The organism is Streptomyces sp. NBC_00433 (assembly GCA_036015235.1).
Classification (GTDB): domain Bacteria; phylum Actinomycetota; class Actinomycetes; order Streptomycetales; family Streptomycetaceae; genus Actinacidiphila.
On the sequence record CP107926.1, the window covers coordinates 7545216 to 7564916 of the forward strand.

The following is a 19701-nucleotide window of genomic DNA, read 5'->3' on the forward strand; positions in this document are numbered from 1 at the left end:
CGGTGTCCGCTCGCTCCGCCCATCTGCTCGCCGGACTGCTCGCGACCGCCGGCGTCACGCACTTCGCCGCGCCGAAGCCCTACGACGCGCTGATCCCCAAGTCCCTTCCCGGCCGCCCCCGCACGTGGACCAAGGCCAGCGGCGCGGCCGAACTCGCCCTCGCCGCCGCCCTGGTGGTCCCCGCCACCCGGCGTCCCGCCGCGCTGCTGACCGCGGGACTCTTCGTGGCCGTCTTCCCGGGGAATGTGAAGATGGCCTACGACTGGCGCCACCGCCGCCCCGTACTGAAGGCCGCGGCATACGGCCGGCTGCCCGTCCAGGTCCCGCTGGTGGCCTGGGCCTTGCGGGTCGCCTCCGACGCCGCCGACAGGGTGTGAGCCGGGCACACCGCCGGGCGGCACGGCGAGTCGTCCTGCGACACGCTGATCCGGCTCGCGGCCGGCTCCCCCCTTCGGGGAACCGGGCGGCGCGGGGCGGAGTCCCTCCATGCGTCCGCAGGATCGATCTCGCCGAAGGGCGCATCCATGACCGGTACGGCCGCCCGCCACCTCTACCTCGCCCGTCATGGCGAGGCGTCGCAGGACGAGAGCGAACTGACGGACGCGGGCCGCCGCCAGGCCGTCCTGCTCGGGGAGCGGCTCCGTGGCATCCCGCTGGCGGCGATCCACCACGGGCCGCTCGCCCGCGCCGAACAGACCGCCCGGCTGGTCGGTGAGCAGCTCGACGCAGTCCCCTGCCGTCGATCGGAAGCGGCCGGCGACTACGTCCCCTACCTGCCCGCACGCGAGGAACTGCCGCCGGAGGCAGCCGACGCCTGGAGCGGGTTCCTGGACCGCTTCACCGCCGAGGAACGCGAGCAGGGCCCCGGGCTCGCGGCGGCGGCACTCGCGGAGTTCACCGGGACCGTCGTCGGAGACGAGCCGCGGCACGAGCTGGTCGTCACCCACAACTTCCTCGTCGGCTGGCTCGTCCGGGCCGCCCTCGACGCACCCGAGTGGCGGTGGCTGGGCATCAACCACGCCAACGCGGCGCTGACCGTCATCCGCTACTCACCCGACCGGCCCCCCGCGGTCCTCCTCTTCAACGACACCGGCCACCTCCCCGCCGAGCTCCGCTGGACCGGCTTTCCGCGGGAGCTCCACGTCTGAGGCCCGCTCGACGGCTGTACCGACGTGGGCAGTGAGGCCCGCGGGCCCCGAGACCGGCGGCATCCCGCGGCACCTCCCGTATGCCCCTGGCGCCTCACTGCCAGCGGGCGTACCAACCCGGGTGATTTGGGGGCGCTACGGGCGATCCGACCCCCATACTGAGCCTCGGCCGCCTCTCCGGCCGGCCGCGCAACGGCGTCGCTGGGGGATCCGCTTGAACTCGACTCTGCAGGGAAAGTCCCACTTATCAGCCGTCTCCGGCGTCCCGTGGCCCGCCTCCAGCGTGCTGGGCGGGCTGAGGGCCGACACCCGGGAGCGGTTCACCGCACTCGGCCGGGGGGTGCGCTTCAGCGGCGGGGAGCGGCTGCTGCGCGAAGGCGAGCCGGGAACCGAGGTCTATCTGCTGCTCCAGGGCTGGTTCAAGGTCCTGGCCACCATGGACGACGCCCGCGAGGCCCTGCTCGCGGTAAGGGCCGGCGGCGACATCGTCGGCGAACTCGCCTGCTTCGACGCGCAGCCCCGCTCCGCGACCGTAATGGCCGTCGGCAAGGGCACCGCGCGGCTCATCGGGCGGCAGGAATTCCTCGGCTTCCTCTCGGACGACGACGTCGCGGCGCAGGCCGTGATGCGGGCGGTCGGCGGGAAGCTGCGCTGGGCCACCCGCCGCAGGCAGGACTTCGGCGGCAGCGACGTGCACACCCGGGTCGCCCGGGTGCTGGTCGAGCTGGCGCGCTCGTACGGCCGCAGGGAGGGCGAGGGCATCGCCATCGGTGTGACCCTCAGCCAGCCCGAACTGGCCACCCTGGTCGGCGCCTCGGAGCCGAGCGTGCACCGGGTGCTGCGCAGCCTGCGCCAGCACCGCGTCATCGACACCGGATACCGCAGGATCTTCATACGGGACGGCGCGCGGCTCGACGCGATCGCCGCCGCCGACATGACGGCGCTCACCGCACCAACCCCGCGACCACCAGCCATACGCCCGCCGACACGACGGTCCCCGCGACCCACATGACCGCGCGCGCGGTGTAGGCGTTCTTCTGCTCCGCGATCCTGGCGATGGCGCGCGCGGTCGCCCAGGCGTCGTCCACCAGCCGCTCCGGCCGGGCGCCGACATGGTCGGCGACGTCCAGCGAGAAGCGGTTGGGCGTCCCGGGGGCCGCCATGCGCGGCCGGATCACCTGGATCAGCAGATAGCCGGAGACGGCGAAGGCGATCGAATACGCCAGGCTCGCCACCCAGAAGAGCACCGCCGCGGGACGGGACGGCTCCGGCAGCCCGGCCTGCCCCACCTGGGAGGCCACCACCGCGGCGAGCCCGACATGGACGGTCGCCATGGTCCCGGCCTTCGCGTCGGCCTGCTGCGTCACCTGCTGGAACGACACCATGGCGGCGACCGCGCCCGCCATCTCCGCGCCGTTCTCCTCCCCGCTCACGAGCCGTGCCCCCCGAAGTGGAAGAAGTGGTGGCCACCGTGCCCGTGGTCCGTGGTGTGGTGGTGCGGATCCGCGTCGTGGTGCGCGTCGTCGTGCCCGTCCGAGTGGTGGGGGTCGGAGTAGTGGGGGTCCGAGCGGTGCGGATCGTGATGTCCGTCCCCGTCGTGCCCGTCCGCGTGATGACCGTCGTGGTGCGCGTCGTGGTGCGCCTCCCCGTGATGACCGTGCCCGTGGTGGCCGTCGTGCCCGTCGTGATGCGTATCCGTACCGCCGCCGTCGCCGTGGTGGCCCGTGCCGGCCGGCTCCGAGTACGCCACCCCCGAGTCGTCGAAGTCGGCCGCCGCGGCGGACGCGCCGTGCTCGATGCCGGGCAGCAGCCATTCGCGCAGCCCCGCGCTGTGCGCGATCACGGTCGCGGCCAGGTGCGCGGCGCCCAGGGCGGGCACCACGAATTCCTTCGTGGCCGTACGGGCGGGGGAGTGCCCCCAGATCACCGGTTCGTGACCGAGGTCGGCCGACGGCGCCGAGCGCGGGGCGTGCAGCCACGCGGTCGCCGTGAAGTCCTTGGCCGGGGTGGCGATCTCGGCGCGGTGGAAGGCGGCGGCGGGCAGGCCGCGCGACTGCGGGACGACCGCGTCCCGGTAGAGGTCGTCGGACACCGCGAGGGCCAGGTCGCTGTCGGCGCTGCGCTCCAACTCCCCGCGCAGCGCCTCCGCGTCGACCAGGCGGTTGACCAGGACCACGCAGTCTCCGACGTAGCCGCGGTCGGCCCGGGACAGCGAGCCCTGGCCGAAGGCGGCCCGCATCCGCAGCCGGCCGAAGGCCCCCGGCGCCTGGTTGGCCCAGTACAGCCCGTCGCGCAGGCCCAGGGCCAGCGCGGGCACCGCCCGCACCACGTCGGTGCGGGGCGGGAAGACCACCAGCTGGCCGTCGCCCTGGAGTTGCTGCTGCACCCGGACCCGCGGGACGCGGGCCCGGCGCAGCGCGTGCTCCACGACGAGCCGCAGCCGGTATTGGGCGTCGGTCTGCTCGTCGTAGGGGTGGCGGCTGTAGTGGCGCAGGTCCACCGCCATCAGCAGCCGCCTGGAGAAGCGGGCCATCACATGACCGCCAGCTCGTCCACCACGTCGCCGATGTCGTCGCTGACCCGGTTCAGCTCCTCCTCCAGTTGCTTGAGCTCCGACCTGCGCAGCTCCACGGCCTCCGCGCCCTGCTCGCGGGCGCTGCGCGCGCTGTCCACGGCGCGGGAGACCTCGGCGATACGGGCGTCGAGCCCGCTGGACAGGGCCGCGGAGAACGGCTCCATCGTGGCGTCGGCGAAGGCCTGCGCGGACTCCCGGGCCTGCTTGGGGGCCTCCATCGCGATCTGGGCGGCCATCTCCCTGCCGATGGCCTCGCGCATCTTCCTCTCCAGCCGCTCGCCGGCGTAGTTGCCGCGCAGCAGACCGTGGACGACGGTGGCGGCGATCAGCGTCGGCAGGCCGAACGGGGTGAGCAGCCAGGCCAGCGCGATGACGATGGACATCGGCATGGTGCGCAGCGCCTCGCGGGCACCGAAGCGGGCGCCCATCATGCCGCCCGCGACGCCGCCGAAGACGAAGCCGCCGACGCCGGCCAGGAAGCGCTGCAGCGGCGCCTCCTCCTGCCGCTCGCCGAAGGCGGCCGCGTCCCTGGGGTCGACGAGTTGCAGCCGCAGCTGGTCGAGCCGGGCCTCGAAGGAGGTCAGCTCGCCGTGCAGCTGCTCGGCGATCCGCTCCATGTCCTGCCGGACCACCGGTTCGAGCGAGGTCTTCACCCACTCGGCGACCCGGTCCTCGACCGTCTTGGCGGTGCCCTCGGCGATCTCCCTGGCGACCTTCTCCGCCCGCTCCTTGGCCTTGAGCGGGTTGAGGCCGAGCTTGGTGGTGACCGGCGCCCGGTCGGCGAAGGACGGCACCCGCTCGGCGATGGTGGTCAGGAAGCCGCCGAGCAGGCTCTCCACCCGGTCCTGGAGCTGCCGGGTCTGGTTGCGGGTGTCGGCGCTGATCTGCCCGGCCTGCTCGCGCAGCGCGTTCAGCGGCTGCTGCGCCGCCTTCCAGCGCCGCTCCAGGTCCTCGGTGCGCGAGTCGAGCAGCGCGATCTCGTACGGCACCGCGCGGTCCAGCTCGCGGGCGACACCGTGCAGCGCCCTCGCCGGGGACAGCAGCTTGACCTTGTGCCGCTCGGTGGACAGGTAGTGCTCGAGGGCCTGCCCGAGCCGCTCCACGCCGGAGCGGGAGAAGGCCTCGGCGTCGCCCGCCTCCCTGGCGCGCAGGGCGCTGCGGCCGTCGACGAAGTGCAGCCGGTCGCGGTCCCGGTCGTTGCCGCGCACGTCGACGATGCGCTGCCGCGCGGCGCGTATCACGTCCTCGCGGTCGCCCGGCTCGATCGCGTCGAAGTAGGTGAAGACGAAGAAGGGGTCGTGGCTGTCCAGATACGACTCCAGGAACCGCGACTCGCTCAGGCTCATCGGGGCGATGGCGTGCTGCAGGAAGATCACCGCGTCGGCCTTGCTGAGGTGGGACAGGGTGATCTCGTCCTGGCTGACGTGCTCGTTGAGGCCGGGGGAGTCGATGAGGACGACATTGTGCCTGCACAGTTCGAGCGGCCAGAACACCTCGGCCTTGACGTACGGGTTGCGCTCGTCGCGTGCCTCGTTGTTGATGGTGATCAGGTCGGTCAGCCGGGCGGGGTCGACGCTCTCCGGGGCGGCCGCGCCCTCCCGCCACAGCTGCGCCGCGGGGGTGTCGCCGTAGCGGACCTCGGTGATCACCGCGGTCGCCGGGGTGGCCTTGACCGGCAGCACCTGCGCGCCGAGCAGGGCGTTGACGAAGGTGGACTTGCCGCGGTTGAAGTCGCCCACCACCATGACGTGGAAGGCGTCGCTGTCCAGCCGCGCGAGCAGCGCGGCTGTCGAGTCCTTGGCTCCCTCGTTGCCGATCCGCGCGGCGATCTCGCCCACCTGGCGGCCGATGCCGGTCAGCCGGGAGCGCTGTCCTGCGGCGGCCTCGTAGCCGCTGTTCTCCGTGCTCATGTTCCCGGGTCTCCTGTCTGTGCCGTCGGCTGTCTGTGCCTCAGCCCCGAAGGGCGGTACGGATACGGGTGGCGAGGCCCGTCGCGGTCCTGGCCAGGTCCGACCAGTCGGTGCCGGGGTGCTGGGCCGCGGCGGCGCCGGGGTCGGCGGCCTGCCGCCAGGCCCGGCGGGAGCGGTCGAGGCGCTCGAACAGCTCGCCGTGCACGTCGGCGAGCACCTGCGCGGTCTGCCGCTGGAAGGCGGCGGTGCTCTCGCCGACCACCCGCACCAGCACCGCGTCGACCTCGCGGCGCTGCTCCTCGGTGGCCGACCTGATGGACGCCTCGGCGATCAGGCCGCCGAGGATGCTGAAACCGGCGCCGTAGACCATCGGCATGGCCGCGGAGCGGGCCGCCGCCACCAGGTAGCCGACGATCGCCCCGCCCTGCGCGCCGAGGCGGTTGAGCAGCCGGGTCCTGGTGAGGTCGGACACCTCGCCGGACAGCAGCGGCTCCGCGGTCAGCCGCAGATCGGTCGGCGCGGGGCCGCGCGGCGCGTCCGGCAGCAGCGCGGCGATCTCCCGGTCGAGCCGGCGGGCGTCCTCGGTGAGCGCGGGCAGCGCGACGGTACGTTCGCAGCCGGCCGCCATCAGCGCCAGTTCGCGGCGCAGCCGGACCGGCAGGTCCCGCTCCCACCACAGCCGCGGGTCCTGGGCGCGCTCCAGCTCCCAGCGCAGCCCCTCCACCAGGCCCTCGCGCCGCTTGTGGACCTCCTCCCGCACGGCGGCGCTCAGCGCCAGCTGCCGTGAGGTCAGGTCGATACGCAGCTGCTCCCAGCGACGTCCGGTCGCCGCGACCTCCTGCCGCCGCGCCTCGCGCTCGGCCTCCGCGTCCTCGGCCTGCCCTGCGGCCAGCGCACGGGCGGCGAAGGCGCTCAGCGCGGCGCACTGGTCGGCGACCTGGGCGGCGATCCGCCGGTCCCGCCACAGCGCCCGCCCGCCCGCGGCGGCGAAGTCCGCCATCGCGGCCGGCACGGCGGGCGGTTCCGCGGCGCCCGGGGCGGGGGCGGCCAGCACCCTTGTCGCGGACAGGTCGGCGAGCCGCTGCTGGATGTCGAGCAGCGCGGGCTCCCGGTCCTCCGGGTCGAGCAGGTCGAGCATGGTGACGACGACCGCCGCGTGGACCACGTGGCGGCACAGCACCTCCTCCTCCAGCAGGCGGCGCTCGGTCGCGCCCATCGGGGACAGCGCGGAGACCACGAAAAGGGTGGCGTCGCTGGCCGCCACCGCCTGCCTGACCTGCTCGAACCGGTCCTCGTTCGCGGAGTTGACGCCGGGGGTGTCCAGCAGCTCGGCGTTCAGCGACCGGAGCCAGTCGCTCACCACGGTGAGCGTGAGGGTCGGCGTGCCGGCGTCCGCGGCGGTCTGCTCGGCCGTGGCGGCTCGGCTCGCGGGGGCGCCCGGGGGCAGGATCAGGCCGCGCCAGGCGTCTGCGGCGTCCGGCCGCCGGTCCTCGCGGGAGCCGTCGGGCCACTCGACGCTCAGCATGTCCTCGGCCCCGGCACGTACCGCGATCGGCGTCCGGGTGACCGGCAGCGGCCCGGTCGGCAGCACCTGGCGGCCGAGCAGCGTGTTGAGCAGGGTCGACTTGCCCCGGTTGAATTCCCCGACGACCGCGATACGGAAGGTCGGCCGCCCCCGGCCCGCGGCCAGCTCGTCCATGACGGCGACGGTCTCCGGCAGCGCGGCCCGCTCGGCGAGGGTGCGCGCCTCGCGCAGCCAGCCCGGCGTCAGGGCGCTGACGTCGGGCACATGGGGCGAGGGGGAGACGGCCGGGGCGGGTGCGGCGCCCTTGCCGCTCGCGGCGTCCCCGGCGTCGCTGCCGTCCGCGGTCCTCCCGCCGCTCCCGGCCGTCGCGGCGGACCGTACGCCCTCGGCCGGCGGCTTTCCTGCGGCGTCGCCGGAGGGTGCCTCGGGGGTGGCGCGGCCGGCCGGCAGTTCGCGGGCCTGGGGTATGGCGGCGGTGGCGTCCTGCTCGGCGTCCACGGCGATCACTCCTTTGCTGAGGCCGGGGTGCGGCTGATGTCGTGGCGCAGCGAGGTGATGTCGGCGCGGCGGCGCCGCGCCTCGACCGCGATCCGCTCGGCGGCGCCGATCTGCTGGGTGTAGGCGGCCTGCCGCCGGGCGTTGGAGGTGTTGAGCCGGGCGATCTCCTCGCTCCACTGGGCCAGGTAGCGGGCGCGCAGCCCCACGACGCTCTCCCCCAGCTCCGCGGCCACCTGCCCGACGGCGTCGGTGACGGCCTCGGCCACGGTCTCGGTGGCCTCGGCGATGACCGGCCTGGCCTGGGCGAGGAATTGCTCGCGGGCCGCGTCGTGGCCCCGCTTGCCGATGATCGCGCCCAGGATCCCGCCGACGATGGTGCCGACGACGGGCGCGACCATGCTGCCGGCCAGCGCGCCGGCCGCCGCCCCGCCGCCGGTGCGCCAGTTGTCGCTGAGGGTGAGCTGGGTGCCGATCCTGGCCAGCGCCGCGTCGGTGCCCGACAGGTCGGGGGCGGGCACCGACGCCGCGGACAGCGTGAAGGGTGCGGCGCTCCGCCGCTCGCCCGCCAGCCCGGCGAGGGCGCTGTATTGGGCGCCGAAGTCGCGTGCCAGGTCGTCGGCGGCGGACTTCAGCGCCCGGTCGGCCCGGTCGGCGGCCGCGTCGACGGTGCGCTGGGCGTCGCGCCGCAGCCGTTCGCGTACCAGCACCGAGACCGCGGCGGCGGCGTCGTTCATCTGGGCGATACGGTCGCCCGCGACGGCCTCGGCGACCTCGGAGTCCAGCGAGGCGATCGCCGCGTCGAACTGGAACAGCAGGGTCGGGCGGTCCAGTTCGCGTGCGGCACCCCGCAGCGCGCCGGCGGTCCACGTGTCGAGGAAGGCCGGCAGGTCGGGCAGCGACAGCCGGCCCAGCGCGGCGCGCTCGGCGGCCAGCCGGGCCCGCTGCTCGCCGGCCGTCTCCTCGACCGCCGCGAGCAGGCCGGAGAGCAGCCCCAACACGGTCGCCGTCACCGCGGACTGCCGCTGCTCGGCGGCGAGTGCGGCGATCCGCGCCTCCACGTCGAGGAAGCGCGCCACGTGCGGGTCGGCCCCTTCGCCGGTCGCCCCCGAGGTGAGCGCGCCGAGGGCGCGGCCGGGTGCGCAGGGCAGGACGACGGGTTCGGCCACGCCGAGTTCGCGCAGCCGCCCCTCGACCAGCGCACGGACGTCGTCGAGGTCGCCGGCGTCCAGCAGGTCGGTCTTGGTCAGCACGAAGGCGCACCGGTCGAGGTGGTCGTGCAGCGGCCCGGTCAGGAAGTCGACGAGCGTCATCGACATCGCGGCCGTCGCCGGGACCACGACCAGCGCCAGGTCCGCCTGCCGGACGGCCGCCTCGGCGAGTTCGCGGTGGCCGCGGTCCACCACGGAGAAGCCCGGGGTGTCGAGCAGCACGATGTCGTCCCCGAGCAGCCGTGCGCGCTGCGCGACTTCGAGCCGCAGCACCTCCTCGGCCAGCGAGGTGGTCAGCACCTGCTGCAGCGCCTGCTCAAGTGTCGCCGAGGCGGCGGGCCCCGCCGCCCGCGTCCACCGGGTGAACGACCCCGAGGGCCAGCTGAGGTCCCCGCGCCCCGCGACGGTCGCCACCAGCCCCTCCGCGCCCGCGACCTGGCGCAGCACCGTGGTCGTACGCGTGGTCACGTCGTTGGACGACGGCAGCAGCCGGCGCCTGACGAACCCGTTCAGCAGCGTGCTCTTGCCGCTCGACGCCTCCCCGAAGACGGCGATGCGCAGCCGCGGGTCGGCGACCCGCTGCTGCACCGCGCGCAACCGGTCGCCGAGTTCCGCTCGGCGACCGGCCGGTATGCGCTGGTCGCCGAGCACCGAGTCGATCCACTGCAGGTGGCCGCCGATCGCCGGCCTGCGCACCTGTCCCGCCCCCTGGCTGTTCACCCTTTCACGGTAGGGAGGCCCGGCGTTCGACATCTCATCAGATGACGGGATCTGCCTGACTTTCCTCACCCGCGCCGGAACCGCGCCTCACCCGCGCCTGACCCGCGCCGGAACCCCCCGCAACCGCGCCCCGGCGCAGGGCGCGGGTCAGCCGCCCGCGCCCACCGGGGCCATCGCGTCGATGACGCGGGGATTGGCGGCGATCCACTTCTGCACGCCCTCGGCGGTGTTGCCCCGGCCCGCCGCCTGGATGGCCGCCCCCAGCGAGCTGAGCTGCGGCTCGGTCATCCGGAAGTTCCGCATCCAGGAGCTGACCTGGGGGAGCCGGGTGGCAGCGGACCTGCCCGCCAGGTCGTGGATCGAGTCGCCGGGCCCCCACAGGGACTTCGGGTCGGCCCAGCTTGGTGTGCCGCGGGCCAGGCCGGTGAAGGCCGCGCCCGGGTCGTACGTCTTCACCTGGGCCGGGTAGCCGCGCGCGTCGAGGGCCGCCTTCCACAGGTTGGCCGACGCGATGGACTCGTCCCAGTTGAAGGAGCCGATCGTGACGCTGCGGCCCTTGCCTGTGTCGGCGCCCGCCGCCGTGGGGGCGGCGGTCGGGCTGTTGCCGGCGAAGACGCCTGTGCCGCCCGCCACCAGGGCCAGCGCGACGACGCAGGACAGGCCCACCGCGGGGCGCGGCCGGTAGCGCAGCACCGCGAAGCCGCGCAGGGAGCCGCGGGAGCGGGCCGCCGCGCGGCGGCCGAGCGCGGAGACCTGCTCGCCCATGGCGCCGGTGAGCCGGTCGAGGCAGACGGCCAGGACGACGACGGACACGCCCCCCTCGAAGCCGAGCCCGATGTCGACCTGGCTGATCGCGCCGAAGACGGTCGAGCCGAGGCCCTCCGCGCCGGCCATGCCGCCGATGACGACCATCGACAGGGCCAGCATGATGACCTGGTTGACGCCCGCCATGATCGTCGGCAGCGCCGGCGGGAGCTGCACCCGCAGCAGGGTGCGGGCCGGGGTCGTACCGAAGGCGTCGGCGGCCTCGACCAGCTCGGGGTCGACCTGCCTGATGCCCAGCTCGGTCATCCGCACGCCCACCGGCATCGCGAAGACGATGGTGGCGATGACGGCGGGGACCGTGCCGAGGCTGAAGAAGATGATCGCCGGGATCAGGTAGACGAACGCCGGCAGCGTCTGCATGACGTCGAGCACCGGCCGCACCACCACGCTGGCGCCGCGGCTGGCCGCCGCCCACACGCCGAGCGGTGCGCGCCGACCACGGTCGACGGCTGGTCGCCGAGCGCGGCGAGCAGAGCGTCGCGGGGGATGACGCCGGTGAGCCGGCCGTCGTCGTCCACGGCGGCCAGCGGCTGCCTGGTCCGGGACGCGGGCGTCAGCGTGGAAAGCCAGGTGGCGGCGCGATCATGGGACTTGTCACATCTCGGGCGGCGTGCCCGGACGGCGGCCGCCTGAATCAGTGGCTTCTGCAACCTGCCGCCGCCGTGCCGGTCCGGGCACGCAGCGTGAGGGGTGGCCGGAAGCGGAATGACCGCCTTCGTTTGGAAGGGTGCGGTCGGGCTCGCGGAATGACCGTTTTTAGGCGGATATGAGCGCCCGGTCATCGTGGTTGAACCGTGTCCGGAGAGTCTCCGACCTGTGCCCGACCCCGAGGGTTGGAATGCGTCGGGACCGGTTGAAGGTCGCTGCGGTACGGCGGCGCGGCCGTCTCCAGGGCCGCGGTCAGCAGGCTCCAGGGGCGCCGGCGGCCGTCGCTCACCGCCGCGATGCCGGTCTCGTCGTAGCGGGAGGTCGCCAGTGACCAGGTCAGATTGCCCGCCATGAGATGCCGCATGGCGTCCACGTAGTGGTCGACGTGCTCGCGCGTCTCGCGGGCGGCACCGCGCAGGGCGGGCGTGCCGGGCAGGGCGGCGGCGACCCGGGCGAAGCGGGCGGTGCGGGCGTTGGCGAGCGCGCTGACGTGCTCGACGGACTCCTCGACCGTGCAGCCCTTGTGCGTGCGGTGGACGACCACGCTGTTGTTCACGTCGCCCGCCGCCAGCTCCTTGGTCAGCGACACGATGTCGTTGACGAAGATCACCACGTCGCCGGTGATCTCCCGCATCTCCCGCAGCGCCGGCGAGTCGTGCAGCTCGTCGGGCAGCGCGTAGCCGCCGCACCGCTCGGCGAAGTCCAGGCAAGGCCGCACCCCGATCGTCTCGCGCCGGACGTCGAGGAAGCGGTCGAGGGAGGGCAGCCGGACGGCGGTGCGGTGCTGGGCCTCGCCCTCGTGGGCGGCCAGATAGGCCCGCCAGTGCTCGCGGAAGCGTAACCGCCAGCCGGGCGGCGTCCCCGCCGTGGACCGCAGCCAGATGTCGCGGAAGGCCCGCACCAGCGGGGTGTCCCCGGTGGCCGCCGGCTCCGGCCCGCCCACCGCCATCGCGTCGACGAGGGCGGCGACCACCTGCCGTATCTCGTCGGGCCGGGTGCCGAGACCGCCGTCGAACTGGTCGTCGAAGATGAAGAACCAGGCGTTGAAGTCCGCTGCCAGCTCCAGGTCGGACGCGCTCGCGTCGGGATAGAAATACGCCATCAGCCGCTCCAGGCGCAGCGCGTCGTATTCGGCCACCGCGACGTCCCCGGTGAGCAGGCCCATGCCCTGCGCCCATTGCAGGGTGTGCTGCCTGGCCCGCTCGGCGTGCAGGTTCAGCCGGGCGGGGAAGGGGATCCTGATCGCCGCGGCGCGCCGGGTCGGGTCCAGCGGGCCGCCGGGCAGAGCCGGGCCGGCGGCGGTCTCGTCTGACATGAGCCCTCCAGGGTGCCGCGAAGCGCCCGGCCGCCTGCCGCGGTGCGGGCCCGAGGTGTGCCGGGTGCCGTTCGGATCGCCGTGCAGAGAGCGTAGGCGCCGCGCACGCCGGGGGACCGCGGCGCGCGGGCGCCACAAGGGGCGCGACCGGCGCACACCCCGCCTCGTGCGCCCCCGGGACGACCCCGGTTCGGAAGGGAGGGTAGCGGCCGCGCCACGGCAGCGCACCGACTCGCCCCAAGCAGGCCGAAGAAGGCCCGCGGCAGACCGCATTTCGTGTCCACGTGCGTACGCTGTGCCTACCCGGGGGACGGGTGAAGGGGACACCGCGTGTTCGAGGGAACTGACATGGCGTACACCGCTGATCAACCGCCTCGGCGGAAGCGACTGCTGCTGGAGCGCGAGACGGAGACGGCCGCGCTGGAGGCCCTGCTCGCCGATCTGAGCGGCCCCTCCCAGGGTGCGGTCGCCCTCGGCACCGGTGGCCTGCTGGTCTTCGCGGGACCCGCGGGACTCGGCAAGACCACGCTGCTCGGCGAAGTGCGCAAAAGGGCGACGGCCCGCGGCTGCACCGTGCTGTCCGCGCGCGGCGGCGAGCAGGAGCAGGGCGTCGCCTTCCAGGTCGTGCGCCACCTCCTGCAGCCGCTGCTCGCCACCGGCACCGAGGCGGAGCACCGCGAGGCGCTGGGCAATTGGTACGACATCGTGGCGCCCGCCGTGGGCCTGGTCGCCGGCGCCGCGAACGGCTCGCCCGACCCGCAGGGCGTGAGGGACGGCCTGGACTGGATCGTCACCCGCTTCGCCGTGCAGCGCGCCCCGCTGGTGGTGATGCTGGACGACGCCCACTGGGCCGACGCCGAGTCGCTGGCCTGGCTCACCGGCTTCGCGCCGCGCGCCGACGAGCTGCCGATGCTGCTCGTCATCGCCTACCGGCCCGACGAACTGCCGCGCGACGCCATGGCCTTCGGCAGGCTCGCCGAGCGGCACGGCTCGCGCACCCTGGACCTCGCGCCGCTCACCCCCGGCGCCGTCAGCCGGATCGTCCGCGACACCCTGGGCGAGGACGCCGACGAGGCCTTCTGCCGGGAGACCTGGGCGGTCACCGGCGGCAATCCCTTCGAGGCCGTCGAAGTCGCCGCCAGGGTCGCGGACCGCGGCCTCAAACCGCAGGTCGCCAACCTGCCGGAGCTGCGGGAGCTGGCCTCCGCGGTCAAGGGCGGCGGCCTGGTCGAGCGGCTGGAGCGGCTCGGCACCGCCGCGGTCCGCTTCGCCTGGAGCGTCGCCGTGCTCGGCGCCGAGGCGTCCCGCAGCCGGGCGGCGAGCGTCGGCGGACTGGGCGAGTCGGAATCCGCCGCCGCGGTCGCCCTGCTGCGCGAGGCCCGCATTCTCGCGGCGGCCTCCCACGACCTGCTCGAAGCGGCCGACAGCCGACTGGAGTTCTTCCACCCGCTGGTCTCCACCGCCGTCTACCGGGCGATCCCCGCGGCCTTCCGGGTCGCCATGCACGGCCAGGCCGCCGCGGTCGTCTCGCAGGCCGGCCTCGGCTCCACCGCGGTCGCCCGGCACCTGCTGGAGACCCACCCCGAGAGCGACCCGTGGGTGGTGCAGCAGCTGTCCGACGCCGCCCGCGAATACCAGCGGGCCGGCGCCCCCGACGCCGCCAGGCGCTGCCTCGCGCGGGCGCTGCGCGAGCCCCCGGCCATGGAGGACCGCGCCCAGGTGCTCTACGAGCTGGGCTGCTCCGCCCTGCTGACCGAACCCGCGATCACCGTCAACCACCTGCGGGCCGCGCTGGACGAACCCGTCCTGACCCCGGATCTGCGCGAGGCGATCGTCTACCGGCTGGCGCAGGCACTCGGCCACTCCGACCGGACGGCGGAGGCCGCCCAGACCGTCGCCGACGCGACCCGCTGGGCCACCGACGTCAAGACCCGGCTGCACCTCCAGGCCGAGCAGTTCATGTGGAACGCCTTCCGCGCCGACGAGCAGGACTCCACCGCCCGCTCCCGCAAGCTCGCCCGCCTCGCCGACCACCTGACCGGGCGCGGCACCGCGGAGCGCTACATCCTGGGCCTGCGCGCCTGGGACGCGATGGTCAGGGGCGAGCCCGCCGCGACCGCGCTGCACTGGGCGGAGCAGGCACTCGGCGACGGCCTGCCCTGGACCGACGAGCAGTGGGGCTTCGAGGTGCCGGTCCTGGTGGCCCTCACCTTCATGTACGCCGACCAGCCGGGGCGGGCCGAGGAGCTGTTCACCCGGGGCATCGTGGAATGCCAGGCCAGGGGCTGGCGCGGCGCGCACCTGTCCTTCGGCTACACGCTGCTCGGCTATATCCGCTTCCGGCGCGGGCGGCTCGGCTCCGCCGAGTCCATGGTCCGCGACGGCCTGCGGATCGCCGACCGGGTCGGCCACCAGGTGCCCGCGCAGTATTTCGCGGTCGGCATCCTCATCGAGATCCTGCTCGCCAAGGGCCGCGCCGACGAGGCCCAGGAGCTGGCCGCGACCTACCGCTACGGCGAGATCACGCCCAGCGCCGTGGTCTATCCCGACGCGCAGGCCGTCTTCGGCGAACTGCTGCTCGCGCTGGGCCGGCACCGCGAGGCCGAGGAGCAGCTCACCCGGGTCGGCGAGCGCCTCGACGCCCGCGGCATGCGCAATCCCGCCTGGTGCCCCTGGCCGCTGCACCTGGCCCTGGCCAAGGAGGTCACCGACCCGGAGCGGGCCGCGGAGGTCGCCGAGGAAGGGGTGCGCAGGGCCCGCAGGTTCGGTACGCAGTCCGCCATCGGCCAGGCGCTGCACGCCCTGGCCGCGGTCACTCCGATGACGCGCAGGGCCGGCGTACTGGCCGAGGCCGTCGCGCACCTCGAAAGGTCGCCGTCCGGCTACGACCTGGCGCGCGCCCTGGTCGACCACGGCGCCACCCTGCGGCGTACCGGACTCGCACAGCACGCCGCGGAACAGCTGCACCGGGGCCTGGAGGGCGCCGTGCAGTGCGGTGCCGACGCGCTCGCCGCGCGGGCCCGCACCGAACTGGACGCCACCGGCCTGTGGCCGCTCCAGCCGCGTACCGCCGACGCCGACTCCCTCACCGTCCAGGAGCGCACGGTCGCGGAGTGGGCCGCGGGAGGCTGGTCCAACGCCCGGATAGCCGAGGCGCTCGGCGCCTCCGACGCGGTCGTGACCCGCCTGCTGTCCGACATCTTCCTCAAGGCGGGCTGCGACCACGCGGGCCTGCCCCGGCTGGTCGCCGGCCCTGACGGCGAGGCGGTGTAGCACCCGGGCACGCTGCTCGCCGGCTGTTTCCGCGCCCGGCCGCGGTCGGCGACCCGGCTACGCCGAACGACGGTTCCTGGCCCGCGATCGCGCGCCGCCGGGTGTCGCGGCCAGGGGCGGGCGGCAGGCGGTGCCTAGGGTCGGCCTGTGGACTCCTGGAGCGGCCGAGGCGGGCCGGAGCGGCCCGGGGGCGAGCCGCTGTCGAGGCTGCTGCCCGCCTGGCGGCGGCGCGCCGAGCCGTTCGGGCCCCCGGTCCTGTACGAGACCCCGGGGGCCGCCCCCGAGCGGGTGGGCGCCGGCCTGTCCCGCGCCGACGTCGCCCGGCTGACCGGGGTGACCGAGGAGTGGTACGTCTCGCTGGAGCGCGGCGAGGCGTACCGCTGCACCGAGGACTTCCTCGACCGGCTCTCCACCGCCCTGCGGCTGAGCCCGGCCGAGCGCGGCACGCTCTACGAGCGGGCGGTCGGGCGGCCGCCCGGCTCCGCCGCCATCCCGCAGGCGGAGGCGGCGGTCCAGATGGACGACGTCCTCCAGCGCTTCGTCGACAACCAGTGGCACCCCGCCTGCGTCATGGACGCGGCGTGGAACGCGGTCGGGCACAACCAGCCGATGCGCGACTGGTTCCCGTGGACGGCCCATCAGGGCAACATGCTCCGCTGGGCCCTGCTCGGCCGGGACGCCCGGGAGCAGCTGGTCGACTGGCGGGAGGACTGGGCCCGTTCGTACGTGGCCCAGCTCCGCTTCGCGCGCGCCCACGACCGGAGGAGCAGAGCGCTGCGCACCCTGGAGCGCGAGGTCCTCGCGAACACCCCGGGAGCGCGGGAGCTGTGGCACCGCAAGGAGTCCCGCGAGAGCGGCGACGGCGGCCTGCGCCGGCTCCGGCTGCCCTTCCACCAGGGCCGGGAGGTCGCGGTGCGGATCGTCGAGCTGCGGCCGCTGCGCGGCGACCGGCTCCGCGTCCTGGTCCTCATGGAGGACGGCCCGAAGGCCGCCGGCAGCCGAACACCTTGACGCGGCCGCGGTATTCAGGATCGGCCCGCCCGTGCATAAAGTGATCGCAGCGGATGCGCAGATCCGGCTCAGTTCCGCTCCCGGCGCCCGGCGCGGCCCGAGGGCGCGATGGATGGGGGCAGTGGCGTGAGCGACGAATTACCGCAGATCACACAGGACCGGCTGCGGCAGGACCTGCCGCACAGCGCCCGGATGTACGACTACTACCTCGGCGGCAACACCAACTACGCGGTCGACCGGGAAGCCGCCGAGCAGGTCATCGTGACCTTCCCCGCGGTGAGGACCGCCGCCCGCGTGAACCGCGCCTTCGTGCACCGCTCGGCACGCCTGCTGGCCCGCGACCACGGCATCCGGCAGTTCCTCGACATCGGCACCGGCATACCGACCGCGCCCAACCTGCACGAGGTGGTCCAGCGCGAGCAGCCCGCCGCCCGGGTCACCTACGTCGACAACGACCCGATCGTGCTGGTCTACGCCGACAGCCTGCTGCGCAGCTCCCCGGAGGGCGCCACCGGCTACGTCGAGGCCGACGTGACCGACCCCGTGCGCCTGCTGGACGTCGTACGGCGGGAGGGCTGCGTGGACCTGGAGCGGCCGCTGGGGCTGAGCCTGAACGCGCTGCTGCACTTCGTCCCCGACGACCAGGACGCCTACGGGGTGGTGGAGACCCTGGTCGGGGCGCTCGCGCCCGGCTCGTACCTGACGATCTCGCACTGCACCCCGGACTTCGCGCCCGAGGTGTGGGCGGCGATCGTGGAGGTCTACACCAAGGGCGGCACACCGCTCCAGGTCCGCAGCCGCAGCGAGGTGCTGGACTTCTTCACCGGCCTGGACCTGCTCGACCCGGGCGTGGAGGTGGCCCACCGCTGGAATCCGGAGCCGGCCAGCGGGCCGAGCCTGATCTCGGACGCTGACGCGTCGCTCTACGCGGGTGTGGCGCGCAAGCCCTCCTGAGCCGCGGGGGGCGCGGGCTCAGCGGTACTTCTGGCAGTAGTCCTTGAGCTTCTGCAGACAGGCCGCGGAGCCCAGCGAGTTGACCATCAGGCGGTCGAAGCCGCGCTCGTAGGCGTCGACCTCCTGGTGGTCCTGGAGGTACAGGCCCCCGTTGCAGCGCTCGACGTAGACGATCGCGGGCAGTTGGTCGGCGGCGAAGTCGAAGACCGTGGTGGTGCCGATCTGGACCGGCAGGTTGAGCCGGGCGGAGGGGGCCAGCCGGAAGCTGATCCGCTCGTGCCCCGCGAGCTCTATCAGGTGCTCGATCTGCCGGCGCATGATCGGGTTCGTGCCGTAGCCGCGGGACAGGGTGACCTCGTCCACGACGCAGATCAGCTGGGTCGCGGACTCGTGGAGGAAGCGCTGGGCCCGCATGGCCCGCAGCTCCATGATCCGCTCGGCGGTCCGCACACCGGGCTCCAGCGAGTTCGCCTTGACCAGGGCCCGGGTGTAGTCGGGGATCTGCAGCAGGCCGAGCAACTGCCCGCTCTCGTACGAGCGGATGCGCGCGGCGATGTCCTCCAGGCTGACGTAGGTCTGGAGTTCCTTGGGCGCGACATCGCGCCAGGCCTCCCACCAGCCCTTCTCGTTGGCCTGCTGGGACAGTTCGAGCAGCCGGGCGCGCTCGGCGGGGTCCACGACCTGGTAGACGTCGAGCAGGCACAGCACGTCCTTCTCCTTGAAGTCGTGCTCGCCGCTCTCCAGCCGGCTGATCTTGGAGGCCGAGCAGCCGCCGATCTCGTGCGCGACCTCCTTCTCCGTCAGACCGAGCGCCTCGCGGTGTTTTCGCAGCGTCTCACCGAAGATCATGCGCTGCGCGGTCGGCGCCCGGCCCGACAGCGGACGGACATGGCGGACTCCGCGCGGGGCGCGGGACGGCTGGGCAGGCACGGGCGGACTCTCCCTCGCGCTGAGCGGGCGGCGATCTGGACCCCCTCATCCTGCCTCAGTCATATGAGATCGGAAGTTGCCGACCAGGGCGTCCGGTTACCGAACCTCAGTGAACTCGCCCGCGGCCACGGCGGCAACGAATGCCCGTACCGCGGTCCGTTCGAAGGTCAGAACCGCGCCTTCCGGGTCCTTCGAGTCACGGAAACCGATCAACTCCCGACCGATTGCGCCCACTTCCACGCAGGCGCTCTGGTGGTTGCTGTAGGAGCTTTTCCGCCACGCGACGGCTAAGCCGCCGGGACCGTCCGCTCCCATCAGGTGTTTCCCTTGGCCCTCGCGGTGGTCGTGATCGGTCATGTGTCCTCTTTTCGTGCCGGAACCGATGATCAAGCGGGCCGTCTGCAAATGCAGGTGATACGGCCCCATGGAAAGGATGACCGGCTGCCGCCGGCTTCATGCGCGGCCGGTGGACCCGGCGGATACAAGGGTGCTCCGCCGGAAGCAGGAGGATCTGCAAATGCGCGCCCGAGGCAACTTCTTTCCCCGCCTCGCGCCGGAGCGCCGGGAAGCGCCGGTGGACTACCGGCCGCGATGCCGCACCCCGGCGCGAAAGGCCGCGTGCGCACCCATCGCCCTGCCGTCCACCAGCGCCTACCCGCCGCGCGAGGCGGCATGACAGCCCCTACCACATGAGGCTTTGAAGGACCCGGTTCGTCCGTCGAGGCGGGCGCCTGGCCGCCCCGCGGGAGCCGGCTCCCCGTCAGGGACGGCAGCGGACCGCACCCGGCGTGGGGCACGCTTGAGACACCGCACTCCGAGGAAGGGACGCCCTTTGCCCGCCCGCTCCCACCTCGCGCCGGTCCTCAGCCAACTCAAGCGGGCCTCCGGCATGCCGCTGCGTGCCCTCGCGGCAAGGCTGGGCATAGCGGCCGCGGACGCCGCCGCGATCCTGTCGGGCGAGCGCTTCCCCGACTGGGGCCTCACCGAGCGCTTCGCGCTGGCCTGCGGCGCCGACCCGCTGGTCCTGCGCAAGGTGTGGGAGGACGCCAGGCTCAGGGCCGACCCGCACCACCGCCTCGACCTCCCGGACGCCGATCCCGTACGCCGCCGCCCCGCCGCGGACCGCCCCGCCTGACGTACCATCCGGCACGGCGGAGAACG

Annotated in this window: 16 protein-coding genes; 7 read left to right on the forward strand and 9 right to left on the reverse strand. The window is 74.2% G+C overall.

Going from position 1 to position 19701, the window contains the following annotated elements:
* The first annotated feature begins 2 nt into the window (after positions 1 to 2).
* From OG900_32285 to OG900_32295, 3 genes are all read left to right on the forward strand, one after another.
* Positions 3 to 377, forward strand: a complete 375-nt coding sequence (locus OG900_32285) for a hypothetical protein (protein ID WUH94354.1) — start codon at positions 3 to 5, stop codon at positions 375 to 377.
* A 147-nt stretch (positions 378 to 524) separates the two neighbouring features.
* The gene (locus OG900_32290) at positions 525 to 1148 is read left to right on the forward strand and encodes a histidine phosphatase family protein (protein WUH94355.1); all 624 of its coding nucleotides are present in this window, start codon (positions 525 to 527) and stop codon (positions 1146 to 1148) included.
* Between the two features lie 283 nt (positions 1149 to 1431).
* Positions 1432 to 2160, forward strand: coding sequence for a Crp/Fnr family transcriptional regulator (locus tag OG900_32295; GenBank protein ID WUH94356.1), 729 nt, complete (start codon positions 1432 to 1434; stop codon positions 2158 to 2160).
* On the opposite strand, the gene OG900_32300 is transcribed toward OG900_32295, so the two are convergent.
* From OG900_32300 to OG900_32330, 7 genes are all read right to left on the reverse strand, one after another.
* Entirely contained in the window at positions 2093 to 2581 is a 489-nt protein-coding gene (locus tag OG900_32300) for a hypothetical protein (GenBank protein ID WUH94357.1), read from the reverse strand. The two genes, OG900_32295 and OG900_32300, sit on opposite strands and share 68 nt — an antisense overlap.
* Entirely contained in the window at positions 2578 to 3681 is a 1104-nt protein-coding gene (locus OG900_32305; GenBank protein WUH94358.1) for a hypothetical protein, read from the reverse strand. Before OG900_32305 ends, OG900_32300 begins: the two co-directional genes overlap by 4 nt.
* Positions 3681 to 5633, reverse strand: coding sequence for a dynamin family protein (locus tag OG900_32310; protein WUH94359.1), 1953 nt, complete (start codon positions 5631 to 5633; stop codon positions 3681 to 3683). Before OG900_32310 ends, OG900_32305 begins: the two co-directional genes overlap by 1 nt.
* Positions 5634 to 5673: 40 nt before the next feature.
* Positions 5674 to 7656 (reverse strand): dynamin family protein, encoded by a 1983-nt coding sequence (locus tag OG900_32315; protein ID WUH94360.1) that lies wholly within the window; start codon positions 7654 to 7656, stop codon positions 5674 to 5676.
* Between the two features lie 5 nt (positions 7657 to 7661).
* Positions 7662 to 9584 (reverse strand): dynamin family protein, encoded by a 1923-nt coding sequence (locus tag OG900_32320; protein ID WUH94361.1) that lies wholly within the window; start codon positions 9582 to 9584, stop codon positions 7662 to 7664.
* Between the two features lie 147 nt (positions 9585 to 9731).
* Positions 9732 to 10781, reverse strand: a complete 1050-nt coding sequence (locus OG900_32325) for an ABC transporter permease subunit (GenBank protein ID WUH94362.1) — start codon at positions 10779 to 10781, stop codon at positions 9732 to 9734.
* Positions 10782 to 11187: 406 nt separating this feature from the next.
* Positions 11188 to 12372 (reverse strand): pentalenene synthase, encoded by a 1185-nt coding sequence (locus OG900_32330; GenBank protein ID WUH94363.1) that lies wholly within the window; start codon positions 12370 to 12372, stop codon positions 11188 to 11190.
* Positions 12373 to 12720: 348 nt separating this feature from the next.
* Between OG900_32330 and OG900_32335 the strand changes: the two genes are divergently transcribed.
* From OG900_32335 to OG900_32345, 3 genes are all read left to right on the forward strand, one after another.
* On the forward strand, positions 12721 to 15645 hold the full coding sequence (locus OG900_32335; protein WUH94364.1) for an AAA family ATPase: 2925 nt from the start codon (positions 12721 to 12723) through the stop codon (positions 15643 to 15645).
* Between the two features lie 147 nt (positions 15646 to 15792).
* Positions 15793 to 16656 (forward strand): helix-turn-helix transcriptional regulator, encoded by an 864-nt coding sequence (locus OG900_32340; protein ID WUH94365.1) that lies wholly within the window; start codon positions 15793 to 15795, stop codon positions 16654 to 16656.
* A 126-nt stretch (positions 16657 to 16782) separates the two neighbouring features.
* Positions 16783 to 17610: an SAM-dependent methyltransferase gene (locus OG900_32345; protein ID WUH94366.1), complete on the forward strand. Its 828-nt coding sequence runs from the start codon at positions 16783 to 16785 to the stop codon at positions 17608 to 17610.
* Between the two features lie 18 nt (positions 17611 to 17628).
* Here the strand turns inward: OG900_32345 and OG900_32350 are convergent, their stop codons facing one another.
* Both OG900_32350 and OG900_32355 read right to left on the reverse strand, forming a co-directional pair.
* The gene (locus tag OG900_32350) at positions 17629 to 18540 is read right to left on the reverse strand and encodes a helix-turn-helix domain-containing protein (protein WUH94367.1); all 912 of its coding nucleotides are present in this window, start codon (positions 18538 to 18540) and stop codon (positions 17629 to 17631) included.
* A 96-nt stretch (positions 18541 to 18636) separates the two neighbouring features.
* Entirely contained in the window at positions 18637 to 18897 is a 261-nt protein-coding gene (locus OG900_32355) for a DUF397 domain-containing protein (GenBank protein ID WUH94368.1), read from the reverse strand.
* Positions 18898 to 19372: 475 nt separating this feature from the next.
* Between OG900_32355 and OG900_32360 the strand changes: the two genes are divergently transcribed.
* Positions 19373 to 19675, forward strand: a complete 303-nt coding sequence (locus tag OG900_32360) for a helix-turn-helix domain-containing protein (protein ID WUH94369.1) — start codon at positions 19373 to 19375, stop codon at positions 19673 to 19675.
* The last annotated feature ends 26 nt before the right edge of the window (positions 19676 to 19701 follow it).

Excerpts from the sequence above, each read along its gene's own strand:
- OG900_32290 (WUH94355.1), top strand. The coding sequence starts at position 525 with ATGACCGGTACGGCCGCCCGCCACCTCTACCTCGCCCGTCATGGCGAG.
- OG900_32305 (WUH94358.1), bottom strand. The coding sequence starts at position 3,681 with ATGGCCCGCTTCTCCAGGCGGCTGCTGATGGCGGTGGACCTGCGCCAC.
- OG900_32310 (WUH94359.1), bottom strand. The coding sequence starts at position 5,633 with ATGAGCACGGAGAACAGCGGCTACGAGGCCGCCGCAGGACAGCGCTCC.
- OG900_32330 (WUH94363.1), bottom strand. The coding sequence starts at position 12,372 with ATGTCAGACGAGACCGCCGCCGGCCCGGCTCTGCCCGGCGGCCCGCTG.
- OG900_32335 (WUH94364.1), top strand. The coding sequence starts at position 12,721 with ATGGCGTACACCGCTGATCAACCGCCTCGGCGGAAGCGACTGCTGCTG.
- OG900_32355 (WUH94368.1), bottom strand. The coding sequence starts at position 18,897 with ATGACCGATCACGACCACCGCGAGGGCCAAGGGAAACACCTGATGGGA.